This is a genomic window from Gammaproteobacteria bacterium (assembly GCA_027296625.1).
Taxonomy (GTDB): domain Bacteria; phylum Pseudomonadota; class Gammaproteobacteria; order JAKEHO01; family JAKEHO01; genus JAKEHO01.
The window spans coordinates 1-11,728 of the sequence record JAPUIX010000024.1 but is presented as its reverse complement, the minus strand read 5'-3'; the positions used below and the strand labels follow the sequence as shown (position 1 = coordinate 11,728).

Sequence of the window (11,728 nt, the reverse complement as noted above, 5' to 3'; positions counted from 1 at the left end):
TGCTCACATCACGTCGAACCTTGAACAGCTGGCTGATGAGAGTCTATGATTTATTGGACTAGGTGTTTCTAGCACCGCGACTAGCGGCGAGTGGAGATCAGTATGGCAAAAGCAGACAATTCTCCAGGAATCGGGCCTGGACCTACTATGCGTGCCCGCGGGCTAATGGCCGTCGCAGGTCTGACCGTGTTGTATACGTCACCCGCGCATGCCTACCTCGACCCCGGCACCGGCAGCATCATCCTACAGGGACTGTTAGCGGGCATTGCCGCCGCTATGGCGGCGGCCGGACTATATTGGGCGCGCGTCAAAAACTTCTTTTCTTCCGTGTTTTCTTCCAAGAAGTTAGCAGATTCGAACCCCGAGCAAGACCCCGAGAACTAGGAATCATCATATGGATCCCGCGCGCACCGATGCCGGTTCGTTTCGGGACCGCAGCGGAAGGGTCTACGTGGTCGATGGCTGTGTGTTTCGCACCGTTATGCCCAGTGCGGTGGAAGACTTCGAATTTGTCAGATCCACGGGTTTTCTAGAGCGCCTCATTGACGACAGTCGCGTCGTCGCCGAAAAAAAAGTAGATCCCCGTGTGCTCGGACAATGCGCCCGGGGTGCCCATTATGTACTGGAGCATCCGATGTTGCCATTTGTTTCCTACCCGTACGAATGGCCCTTCGCCGCTCTTAAAGCCGCTGCCTTACTACAGTTAGACATCCATCTCGAAGCCTTAGACCACGGAGTAACTCTCTCCGATGCGACCGCGTACAACATACAATTCCGCGGAGTTGACCCTGTGTTCATCGACAACCTGTCCTTTCGACGCTATCGAGAAGGTGAGTTTTGGATTGGACATCGCCAATTCTGTGAGCAGTTCGTCAACCCGTTGCTGCTTAGAGCATTGCTTGGGATCCCACACAATTCTTGGTATCGCGGCACGCTAGAGGGAATAACCGCGCAAGATCTCAGTCGAATCCTACCCTGGACAAGCAAGTTCTCGTGGAATGTGTTGACGCACGTGGTGCTACAGGCGAGCTTTCAGAAAAAATCGACTAGCAAAGACAATGCGAAACGGGTCAAAGAAAAAAAGCTGCCACTGATTGCTTTTCAACAGATGCTGCGCGGGTTACGTAAATGGATTGCAAAACTCGAGCCAACGGATACAGGAAAAACTGTGTGGGCGGATTACGCCCAGGACAACAGCTACGCGTCCGACGAAGCGCGGGCAAAAAGGCGATTCATTTCAGAGTTCGCAACCGTGACAAAGCCCAGGATGCTATGGGACATCGGTTGCAATACAGGGGACTACTCCAAGGCCGCCCTGGAAGCCGGGGCTGAGTATGTGGTGGGGTTCGATTTCGATCAAGGGGCTTTGGATACTGCATTCGCTCGCGCCAAGACTGAGCGTTTAAACTTTCTGCCATTGTTTCTCGATGCCGCTAACCCGCCCCCTGGCCAGGGTTGGGGACAAACCGAACGCATGGGTCTTATGCAACGTGCTGATGCCGATGGTGTGTTGGCGCTCGCGGTTGTTCATCATCTTGCGATCGGAAAGAATGCCCCATTGGGCGGCGTGGTGGATTGGCTCGTGAGTATGGCGCCCACCGGAATCATCGAATTCGTACAAAAGTCCGACCCCATGGTGCAGACATTGTTACAACTACGAGAAGATATATTCGATGACTACAACGAACAATCGTTTGTCAGTGCCCTGGAAGCAAAGGCGACAATCTTTAAGTCCGTTACCGTGTCTGCAGCCGAGCGCCGGTTATATTGGTTCAAACGGCGCTGATGTGGTGAGTTCACGCAATCTGAGGTATCGAGAATGATCGGTGGTCGCCAATTGCAAACAGTCAAGGCAATGGGCCTAGGCGCCATCCTGGCGTCCCATGTCTTTTTGTTTGCCCCCTTCACTTTGTATGTTGGCAACTTCGATGAGTTCACGGTCTCGTTCACAACGATCCTGAGCTTTTACCTTCGCCCCGCCATATTCCTCATCGCCGCGTTTGGGTTGGTCGGCGCGGTCATGAGCACCTCAGTTTTCCGCCGCTACCTAATCCTGCTCGCTGTAATCAGTCTACTGCTTTGGGTCCAGGGTAACATACTCGTGTGGGAATACGGGTTAATGAATGGCCGGAGTATCGATTGGGCACAGGATTCATGGCGCGGGTGGATAGATCTGGGAATCTGGTTTGGCGTGATCCTGATCGGCATTGTTTTTCAGCACCGTATCGGGAAGCCGATTGTTTATCTGGCGGTTGCAACTTTTTCTCTGCAGCTAATCTTTGCTCTAGTTGTGGGTATTCAGAATCGCCCCGCATTGGCGGAAAAAGCCGACAAGAAGTTCTCTGCCGACGCGCTAATGGAAATGCAGCGGTTCTCCTCCCATAAGAACGTGGTGCACATCATCGCCGACGGATTTCAGTCCGACGTATTCGAGGAAATCGTTAGCGATCGTGAGGATGGAGCGCACTTCAGATCTGCGTTGAAAGGTTTTGTCTTCTTTAGAGAAAACCTGGGTGTGTTTCCGTATACACATATGACGGTTCCCGCTCTCTTGAGTGGGAGGATTTACCGAAATCATATGCCCACGGATAGATTTATCGACGAGACTATCAGTGGTAAGACGATCTTGAATGCTGCGCACAATGCTGGTTACGAGATAGATCTTGCTGGCCCAGCGCTCTTGGTCGGTATGTACGCTAAAGGCAGTTACACCAACGCTTACAACATACCGGTAAATTCTCATGTGACTGCGCCCGAGTACGAGCGCGATGATTCCGCTAAGCTTCTCGATCTCGTATTGTTTCGGCTTGTCCCTCATTTCCTGAAGAGGTATGTGTATAACGATCAGCTCTGGCTAATCCAGTCTCTTTTGAGCGATTCGAAATACATGCAGCTGCAGTTTTTCTCGCATAATGCCTTCCTACGTCAGATGAAAGACAACATGTCGGCAAACAGATCGACTCCGGTTTACAAGCTATTCCACTTGATGTTGAGCCACGAACCTATGGTGGCGAATGAGAACTGCGAATATGTCGGGCGCGTACTGCCGACCGTGCGAGCGACGGTCAAAATCCAGGCTAAATGTAGTCTAATCGAAGTAGTCGGCTTGCTAGAAAAGATGAAAGAGTTCGGTATTTACGATGATGCCATGATCATTCTCCAGGCCGATCACGGTGCCTGGGTACAGCCCGCAGGACTAGTAGGGGACGGAAAGCCCATCGTGATGACCATCAGGGATGTGGCGCAGGCGCTGCCGCTGATGGCGATCAAGCCACCGGGTGCCAGCGGCGCTCTGCAGATGTCCCTGGCACCGAGCTCGATTATTGACACGCCGGCCACTATCGCTTCCGTTCTCGGGTTGAACGAGGAATTCCACGGCGCTTCAGTTTTTGATTTGCGGCCTGACGAAGCTAGGGAAAGAAGGACTTACACCTACGAGTACAGTCGCAATGAGTGGACAATAGAGTACTTGAATCCCATCCAGGAGTTCATTGTCAGCGGTAGCGTCTTCGACACTGCGACTTGGCGACACGGCGATCAGTTCCTCCCGAATGGGGTTGTGAACAAAAGATAGGCGGTCGCGCTTGCGGCCTCGGCTTTCGTAGGGCGAGCTGGCCTACGGACTAGACTAATCTTGCGCAACGTTATTGGCGCCCCGGAGACGATTCGAACGTCCGACCTGCCGCTTAGGAGGCGGCTGCTCTATCCGACTGAGCTACCGGGGCATTCGAATTATTGTAGCGGAAATCAGCGATAGATACCGCTTGCAAGCGCACGGACTATCATCGAAGTTAATGGTGGAGCGGAGGAGGATCGAACTCCCGACCTTCGCATTGCGAACGCGACGCTCTCCCAGCTGAGCTACCGCCCCATGACCACATAATATGCAACGCCCGCGAAAACGAGTCGACTCTGGCGAAGTAACGGGCGACTTCTCCTTGTTGACCGCAATCGTATTTTAGAACATTTTTGCTATACTGCGGAAGCAATGATACTTGAGTCTTACCCGCCGCTCTGGTGTCTACGAGAGTCGCCCTGACTTCTTGTGAGAAAGTTGCTGTTGAGGCATGTTGAGGCCACGGGGCAGGGGAGACAAAACGATGTGCAATCCGAGCAATGCACCTCGGCATCGGCAGCGTCGGGGAAACCTAAACCGCCTTCAGTCGCCGTATGAATATCAGCTGCTCGATGCCCACCGATTCGATGACTCTGACTATACTCTATAGATAGAGCGGCTAGCGTTGAGCGGCCGAATACATTTTTTGACACATGACTATAGCCTCTCCCCCCGAAAGAAAGGGTATTATTCTAGCCGGCGGTGCTGGCACGCGACTCTATCCGATTACTCAATCGGTGAGCAAACAACTCCTGCCAGTTTACGATAAACCCATGATCTACTATCCACTTAGCATACTCATGCTGGCGGGGGTGCGTGATATCTTGTTGGTATCTACGCCCGAGGACCTGCCGCGTTATAGACAGCTCTTAAGTGATGGTGCTAACTGGGGATTGTCGTTTGTGTATGCCGAGCAGCCTAGGCCAGAGGGCCTGGCGCAGGCGTTCTTGATCGGCCGTGACTTTATTGGCGACCATCCCTCGACGTTGGTATTGGGAGATAACCTTTTTTATGGAAATGACCTGGGTAGTCTACTGAAGCGCGTATCGGCGCAACCGAGCGGGGCGACCATTTTCGGCTATCGCGTGGAAGATCCAAGTGGCTATGGCATCGTCGAGTTCGACGCTAACTATAATGTGATCGGGCTGGAGGAAAAGCCAGTTAAACCCCGATCCAACTATGCTATTCCCGGGCTATACTTCTACGACAATCAAGTGGTAGATATAGCTGGTGAACTAAAGCCTTCGGCGCGGGGTGAGCTAGAAATAACCGATGTCAACAAACAGTATCTGGATAGGGGGGCTCTACACGTCGAGCTTCTCGGCCGTGGCACGGCTTGGCTGGATACCGGCACGCATGAAACTTTATTGCAGGCGAGTCAATTTATAGAAATTATCGAACGACGCCAGGGCTTAAAAATCGCCTGCCCGGAGGAGATCGCCTACCGCATGGGTTATATCGATGCGGCGCAGGTCGAATGTCTTGCTGAGCCTTTAAGACAGAATAGTTATGGGCAATACCTGCTACGAATGATACGGGAGCCTAGGTTCACGTGAAAGGGTTCGTGGGGCACTGCCATCCGTTCTGCTTCGAGGTCATTTCCCGAAAGAATGCGTAAATTATTAGTTACTGGTGGCGCCGGCTTCATCGGTGCGGGCTTCGTTCATTATTGGCTGAAGCACCATCCAGAGGACCGTATCGTAATATTGGATGCGCTCACTTACGCAGGAAATTTGGCGAACCTTGAGCCGGTGAGGGGCGAGAAGAATCTCCGCTTCGTACACGGTGACATATGCGATTCGAAACCCATAGATAGTCTGTTGGCCGAGGAAGATATCACTACAATTGTCCATTTGGCCGCCGAATCGCATGTCGACCGCTCTATATCCGGACCTGACCCTTTTATCGAAACCAACATTAATGGCACTCATAATCTATTGAAAGCTGCACGGAAAGCTTGGCTCGACCGGCACGTAGATTTGGAGAAGTACCGTTTTCATCATGTCTCTACAGACGAGGTCTACGGCTCCCTCGAACCCGACGAGCCTGCGTTCAGCGAGACAACCTCTTACACACCGCATTCCCCCTATGCTGCGAGTAAAGCGGCCTCCGATCATCTGGTTCGCGCGTATAGTGACACTTATGGATTGCCGGTGACGATCTCTAACTGTTCTAACAACTATGGGCCCTACCAGTTTCCGGAAAAACTAATCCCTCTCATGATCGTGAACGCGTTGGATGGCAAGCCGTTGCCCGTATATGGTGACGGGCTCAATATCCGCGATTGGCTTTATGTAGATGATCACTGCCGCGGTATCGATCTGGTGTTAAGCGACGGTAAGCCAGGGGAGACTTATAATATCGGGGGCAACAATGAATGGGCCAACATAGACATTGTAAGACTACTCTGCCAGGTGATCGATGATACTTTCAGCCTCGATAGCGGACTTAAAGATCGTTTCCCCCTTTGCCCCGGAGCACAGGGAAAGCCAAGTGAAAGTCTGATCACCTTTGTCAAAGATCGACCTGGCCATGACCGGCGCTATGCTATCGATACCGCAAAGATCACGGCTCAACTCGGATACGATCCCACTGAAGGATTCGAGACTGGCATTCGCAGAACGCTATACTGGTACCTTGAGAATGAGGCCTGGTGGCGTGACGTTATGGATGGCAGTTATCGGCAGTGGATCAAGCGACAATACGCCCCTGGCTGATTTTACGTGCGGCAGAGCTTTGCCAGGTCCCGAGACTAGACTCCCCGGACACCCTGACCGTCGAGGATCCTAGGTGAACTAGGTTGCCCTGAGGTCAAAACAGTATCGTTCGAGTTTGACAGCTGCGGAATCTCTGCCATCACGATCTGGATCGAGAACTTGCCGCACCGAATATGTTTAGTGATTGTCCGAATCTATCAAAAAACTAGGTTGCTGAAGCGTCAAAACTGTGATGGGACAGTGGTTAGTGGGCCGAAGGAACTCTGGTCGAACTATGACTTCTTAGGGATCAGGTTAAGAGACGTGAGTGTATGTCGCAACGTATAGATCAACTCAAGCAGGCGTGGGATGAACGTGAGAGTCGCTTGGGCTTGACGAAGCGTGCAGTCCTGTTTAAGCGCTTTCCTGGGTGGCTAAATGAGTCAATTCATCGCCGCCATGTGCGGTTCGTTTTGCGAAACATATCGCGGGATACGAGGAGTCTGCTGGACGTCGGGTGCGGTTACGGGCGAATCTCTATGGAGATTAAGCGACGTTACCCTAACATCGTGTTTCAAGGCGTCGATCTTTGTACAGAGTTCGCCACTGCCTATGAGCAAGAAATAGGCCGCTGCTTTGAAGGCCCGGTTCAGAATTTTGAATCAGATAGTAATTATGACGTAATAATTATCGTCACCACTCTCATGTACCTAGATGCGGAGGAACACAGGCCAATACTTACCCGACTCTGGTCAAGCCTGAATGCGGGAGGCTGTCTGCTGTGCATTGAGCCCGCTGTCGATTCCCTAGCCTGGTGGCGGAAACTTGCAGGCAACGCATTCACGTCGCCAACCGGTGGGACGGTCTATCATTTCGACAAGGCAGAGCTGAAGGCACTGGTTTGCAGTTTAGATGGTGCCGTTTTACATGCATCTCGCTCTATAGGCATGATCCCCCTGTTACCTGCGCCTATCTTGCATCATGCTATCGGAGTAAGAAAAGACGACGAACTTCGGGTACAAAAGGCGGTAGCTTGATAGGCATTCGCTTATCGGAGAGCGATCGGGACATTGGGTCGAAGATTAGTGCTCACTGTGCTGCGGTTTGCAAATAATGGCTCATATTGCCGTTATTACGACCTCATTTCCCGGAGAGAAACCAGGAAGTGAGGCGGCAGGTTCCTTCGTGCGTGACTTTACGGAGGAGCTGGCCAAACACGTCCAGGTGACTGTCCTAGCCCCCGGACTACAAGAAGAGCTACAGGATAGTTCTCATTACACAGTACGGCGTTTTACGGCACCCAATCTTCCGTTGTCGCTCCTGCGCCCCGGTAATGTGACACACTGGCCAAGGATCCTACAGGTGCTGCGCTCGGGACAGATCGCACTGTCCGATATCGTAGAGCACGCTTCCATTGATCACATCTTTGCGTTATGGGCACTTCCCCCTGGCTATTGGGCTTGGCGCATGCTTCGGACGCATGGGGTCCCGTACAGCGTATGGGTTCTCGGGAGCGATATCTGGTCATTTGCAGGGGTACCTGTGATTCGTAGCGTGCTCAAAACCGTTTTAAGGAACAGCTCACGGTGTTATGCGGATGGATTTGAGCTCGGTGCAGAAGTGGAGCGTCTATCGAATGTGAGCTGCCATTTCCTGCCGTCATCGCGGTCTCTGGGTGACAGAATCTACGATGAACAAGTTTCATCTGTGCCGCCGTACCGATTGGCATTTCTTGGCCGTTGGCACGCAAACAAGGGTATCGATGTTCTGCTAAATGCCTTGAGACTTCTCGATGATTCTGACTGGAAAAAAATTGAGTCGGTACGCATAGCTGGAGGCGGTAGGCTCGAATCTTTGGTAAGGGACCTGGGAAATGCACTACATGCATCCCACCATCCGGTGATGATCGAGGGCTATAAGGACAAGGAAGCCGCCATAGAATTGCTTACCTGGGCTGATTATGTGTTGATCCCTTCTCGAAAGGACAGTATTCCGGTTGTTTTTTCCGATGCGATGCAGCTCAGCCGACCTGTGATCGTGGCGCCGGCAGGCGATTTGTCGATGCTGGTAGATGATTATGGCGTGGGAATCGTGAGTGAGGATAGTTCGCCCCAGGCCTTTGCAGCGGCAATTAAACAGGCCACACAATCACAGCCGGATTCTTACAAGGATGGGCTGAAGAAAGCTGCCAGCAATTTTGCCTTGGAAGAAACGGCAAAACGAGTGATCACGGAACTACTACAGACCTCGAATTATTGAGGACTGCTTCCATTAAATTACATTGCCGTTCGGCATCTTTCCATATAGATTTTTTATATTTTTTGTTCGAGATGGCCTCAGAAAAATATTCAAACATGCTGACAAAATGATTCGAGGGCGGAGTTAGGCGGATCTCTTCAGTGCCGTCTTCCTTAAGATAGAACAGGCGAGGCGCAATCGTAGGAGACTTGGAAAACGCGTGTTCTGCTCGCACTCGACCGCGTTCCCCCCAGATCTCGATTTCGTTAACATAGGCGTGTCCGAAACCCCATTCCAGAAGGGCGTGGATCCCCGACGTAAAAACAATTAGCGCAGAACCAGTCGTATCCACGTCATAACCTGCCTCGCTCCCTAGGCAGGCAGCCAGAAAATCTGGCTTATCACATGTCAGACGACTTGCGGCGTGCAGCGTGTAACAGCCAGCATCCAAAAGTGCGCCGCCGCCAAGTGCTTTATTGTAGCGGACGTTATCAGGATCGAGATGGGGGAAACCGAAACGGGCCATAATTCTTCTGATCTTTCCCAGATCCTTTCCCCGCATAATGTGCGCCAGTGACTCGAAAAGTGGATGATGTGCATACATGAAGCATTCGCAGACACACAAATCGCGTTGTTTCGCCTGTTCAATCAGTTCACGTGATCTTGAAGGCGAATCAGTAAGCGATTTTTCGCACCACAGATGCTTTCCTGCCTGCAACACCTTGTATCCCCATTCGTAGTGTAAGCCGATGGGTGTAGCGATATATACGACATCAAGTTTCGGGTCATTAAGCAGGTCGTCTGGCCCAGTGTACACCGCGCAATTGTACTTCTTTGCTTGTTCTTGAACGATCGTATGATTGCGGCTGTACAAGCCCTTTAGATTCACACTTGCGCACTGATCGAGCGCCGGCAATGCGTTCCTTCGCGCGTGTTCACCAATACCCAGCGCGGCAACGTTAATTGACAAGGCAGTCACCTCAGATCATTACAAGTGGGCGATGATTCCGCGTATATGAGGATTTATCCATGCATCTTCTAAAAGGAGGGATTTGATCTGGAACATGCTTAACCAGATGAAACTATCAGGCAATTCGAGCATATCATCGTCCGAGATTTCGACAAGCATGCCCATATTTCTCTTTAGGTAAAGCCGGCCACCATCCTCTGATAGCCATTGCCTGTAAATGACCTTAGCATTGTGCTTCTCAGGTTCCTCAAAATAGCTTGCAAAATGGGGCTTTCTGCCTTTATGGGCTTTTTTCAAGTTGCTAAATGTTGCTTGTAGAGTTGGGCTCAATTGAAGTTTTTCATGGTTGCCCGGTTCAGCCTTTGCATCGACTAAGTAATGCGGTATGCCTTCGAAACGTTGACATAACAATCCCAGAAAACCGCCGTCGAAACCAACTTGGGTGAGGATCGGCTGATCCCAACCGCCCCGATAGACTTCCCTTTGCCCAGCCTGATTGACGCGCACGCCATGTATACGGAAGAACTCGCCGCTTTCATGGGCGATGTTTCCGGTTTCAGGATCGATGGCCCATCCCTCCGCCTGGTTTAGCGGTATCTCCTCGATGTGCATAGTGCATATCCGGCGCTGGTTGATAAACCATTGCCTGACGTCCTCCACACTGTAAAAAAGCGACCAGTCCCGAAGGCATTCAAATTGATGTTCAAGCCTACGTGCCGGCATCTCCTGACAGGCCATATTGCTTTGTATGAATTCGAGATAGCCTCGCAGGCCTTGCGAGTATTCCTCTCCGCTAGACGCGTTGTTTCTGTATTTCATTTTAGGTGAAGAAATCGCGTATCGATTGTGTAACCCTGTCTATGTCATCGTTTGCCAGTGCATTGTGAAACGGCAGGCGAAGCACGCGCTGCGAATACTCCTCCGTTATAGGGAGATCATCCGGCCGATATCCCAGTTTCTTTCCCATCCTTGACGAATGTAGCGGTACGTAACCAATGTAGGCCTGTATGCCGTGATTGGAAAGGGATATTCTCAATTCATCACAGTCCTGGACGGAGTTACAGATGAGATAAAAAGAATGAAAGTTGATTCTCGCAGTAGTCGCCACCACCGGCAATTTGAAGAAACCTTCATCGGCGAGCGGTTGCAACTGCAGCTGGTAACGGTGGTAGATATTTTGCCTTTCTTTAAGATTTTGGTCGATTGATTCAAGTTGCGCCAGTAGAAATGCTGCCTGTAGCTCGCTCGGATAAAAGTTTGATCCGAGTTCCACCCAGGAATACTTGTCTACCACTCCCTTAAACAGCTTCGCGCGATTCGTACCACGCTCCCAGATATCCTCGGCCCGCTCAAAATAGGATGCATCATTGATGAACAATGCGCCTCCTAAACCGCAGTGTATGTTCTTGGTTTCGTGGAACGATATGGCGCCAAGCGGCGCGATACCACCTAGCCACGCCTCATCTATCTTCGCTCCCAGGGCTTGCGCGGCATCTTCGATCACCACCAGTCCATGTTCTTTGGCTAGACTCAACAGAGTGTGCATGTCTGCGGCTATGCCACCATAGTGAACAGGTACTATAGACCGGGTCTTGCCAGTGATACGCATCCTGACATCCTCTGGGTCAATATTCATGGTCTCTGGGCTAATTTCACAGAAGACTAACTCGGCACCAGTGCGTAGAAAGGCCGAAGCCGTGCTGGCAAACGTATAGGACGGTAATAGGACCTGCTCACCGGGCTTAAGGTCCAGCAACAGAGCGGACATTTCTAATGCCGCAGTGCAGCTGTGTGTGAGTAAGGCATGGGGAATAGAAAAGCGCTCCTCCAGAAGCTGTTGTACCTTTTGAGTAAATGGGCCGTTCCCAGCAAAGAAACCATTCTCAAATACCTGGCGGATATATTTTTGTTCGCTACCGACCACGTACGGCTCATTGAACGAAATGATTGGGCGCTCTTTCTGCCTACTCATATTAGCCTTATGCTCAGGGAATCGGAGATATGTTTGCTTTCACTCGGTCCGAGTCGGACTATCAGCATTCGCGGTGATACGCCGCCACAATTTCTTGTTGAATGGATTAAGGCCCAGCCTCATCCCGCCAATAGTTCCAGTTAATATGCCAATAACAATACTGGCAAGGCGATTAATAATAGCCACGCTAATAGCGAGCTCCGCGTCAACGGAGAACTGCATCAGCAGGAGAACCA

The 11,728-nt window shown here is 51.4% G+C and carries 11 protein-coding genes and 2 tRNA genes; 7 read left to right on the top strand and 6 right to left on the bottom strand.

Annotated features, from left to right (window positions below):
• Window positions 1–102: 102 nt before the first annotated feature.
• The 3 genes from O6944_01055 to O6944_01045 are packed head-to-tail and all read left to right on the top strand — an operon-like array spanning window position 103 to window position 3,574.
• Entirely contained in the window at window positions 103–384 is a 282-nt protein-coding gene (locus tag O6944_01055) for a hypothetical protein (protein MCZ6717736.1), read from the top strand.
• A 10-nt stretch (window positions 385–394) separates the two neighbouring features.
• Window positions 395–1,786 carry a class I SAM-dependent methyltransferase gene (locus O6944_01050; GenBank protein MCZ6717735.1) on the top strand — a complete coding sequence of 464 codons (1,392 nt, stop codon included), beginning with the start codon at window positions 395–397 and terminating at the stop codon, window positions 1,784–1,786.
• Between the two features lie 33 nt (window positions 1,787–1,819).
• Complete coding sequence (locus tag O6944_01045; GenBank protein ID MCZ6717734.1) at window positions 1,820–3,574, top strand: sulfatase-like hydrolase/transferase; 1,755 nt, start codon at window positions 1,820–1,822, stop codon at window positions 3,572–3,574.
• A 74-nt stretch (window positions 3,575–3,648) separates the two neighbouring features.
• Here O6944_01045 and O6944_01040 read toward each other — a convergent pair.
• Window positions 3,649–3,725: transfer RNA gene (locus O6944_01040), tRNA-Arg, on the bottom strand.
• A 70-nt stretch (window positions 3,726–3,795) separates the two neighbouring features.
• Window positions 3,796–3,871: transfer RNA gene (locus O6944_01035), tRNA-Ala, on the bottom strand.
• 398 nt (window positions 3,872–4,269) lie between these two features.
• On the opposite strand from O6944_01035, the gene rfbA reads away from it, so the two are divergent.
• From rfbA to O6944_01015, 4 genes are all read left to right on the top strand, one after another.
• Entirely contained in the window at window positions 4,270–5,172 is a 903-nt protein-coding gene (rfbA, locus tag O6944_01030; protein ID MCZ6717733.1) for a glucose-1-phosphate thymidylyltransferase RfbA, read from the top strand.
• A gap of 54 nt (window positions 5,173–5,226) precedes the next feature.
• Window positions 5,227–6,333 carry a dTDP-glucose 4,6-dehydratase gene (gene rfbB, locus O6944_01025; protein ID MCZ6717732.1) on the top strand — a complete coding sequence of 369 codons (1,107 nt, stop codon included), beginning with the start codon at window positions 5,227–5,229 and terminating at the stop codon, window positions 6,331–6,333.
• A 311-nt stretch (window positions 6,334–6,644) separates the two neighbouring features.
• Window positions 6,645–7,349, top strand: a complete 705-nt coding sequence (locus O6944_01020; protein MCZ6717731.1) for a class I SAM-dependent methyltransferase — start codon at window positions 6,645–6,647, stop codon at window positions 7,347–7,349.
• Window positions 7,350–7,425: 76 nt separating this feature from the next.
• Window positions 7,426–8,571: a glycosyltransferase family 4 protein gene (locus O6944_01015; protein ID MCZ6717730.1), complete on the top strand. Its 1,146-nt coding sequence runs from the start codon at window positions 7,426–7,428 to the stop codon at window positions 8,569–8,571.
• Here O6944_01015 and O6944_01010 read toward each other — a convergent pair.
• From O6944_01010 to O6944_00995, 4 genes are all read right to left on the bottom strand, one after another.
• Entirely contained in the window at window positions 8,540–9,520 is a 981-nt protein-coding gene (locus O6944_01010; GenBank protein ID MCZ6717729.1) for a Gfo/Idh/MocA family oxidoreductase, read from the bottom strand. The genes O6944_01015 and O6944_01010 overlap by 32 nt on opposite strands.
• Window positions 9,521–9,538: 18 nt before the next feature.
• Window positions 9,539–10,339 (bottom strand): NDP-hexose 2,3-dehydratase family protein, encoded by an 801-nt coding sequence (locus O6944_01005; GenBank protein ID MCZ6717728.1) that lies wholly within the window; start codon window positions 10,337–10,339, stop codon window positions 9,539–9,541.
• Between the two features lies 1 nt (window position 10,340).
• Window positions 10,341–11,492 carry a dTDP-4-amino-4,6-dideoxygalactose transaminase gene (gene rffA / locus O6944_01000; GenBank protein MCZ6717727.1) on the bottom strand — a complete coding sequence of 384 codons (1,152 nt, stop codon included), beginning with the start codon at window positions 11,490–11,492 and terminating at the stop codon, window positions 10,341–10,343.
• A 39-nt stretch (window positions 11,493–11,531) separates the two neighbouring features.
• On the bottom strand, window positions 11,532–11,728 hold a 197-nt coding region (locus O6944_00995; protein MCZ6717726.1), incomplete at its 5' end, for a hypothetical protein.

Bases quoted from the DNA above. Each gene is read 5' to 3' on its own strand.
- rffA (MCZ6717727.1), bottom strand. From the start codon at position 11,492: ATGAGTAGGCAGAAAGAGCGCCCAATCATTTCGTTCAATGAGCCGTAC.
- O6944_01015 (MCZ6717730.1), top strand. From the start codon at position 7,426: ATGGCTCATATTGCCGTTATTACGACCTCATTTCCCGGAGAGAAACCA.
- rfbA (MCZ6717733.1), top strand. From the start codon at position 4,270: ATGACTATAGCCTCTCCCCCCGAAAGAAAGGGTATTATTCTAGCCGGC.
- O6944_01050 (MCZ6717735.1), top strand. From the start codon at position 395: ATGGATCCCGCGCGCACCGATGCCGGTTCGTTTCGGGACCGCAGCGGA.
- O6944_01045 (MCZ6717734.1), top strand. From the start codon at position 1,820: ATGATCGGTGGTCGCCAATTGCAAACAGTCAAGGCAATGGGCCTAGGC.
- O6944_01055 (MCZ6717736.1), top strand. From the start codon at position 103: ATGGCAAAAGCAGACAATTCTCCAGGAATCGGGCCTGGACCTACTATG.
- O6944_01005 (MCZ6717728.1), bottom strand. From the start codon at position 10,339: ATGAAATACAGAAACAACGCGTCTAGCGGAGAGGAATACTCGCAAGGC.
- O6944_01020 (MCZ6717731.1), top strand. From the start codon at position 6,645: ATGTCGCAACGTATAGATCAACTCAAGCAGGCGTGGGATGAACGTGAG.
- rfbB (MCZ6717732.1), top strand. From the start codon at position 5,227: ATGCGTAAATTATTAGTTACTGGTGGCGCCGGCTTCATCGGTGCGGGC.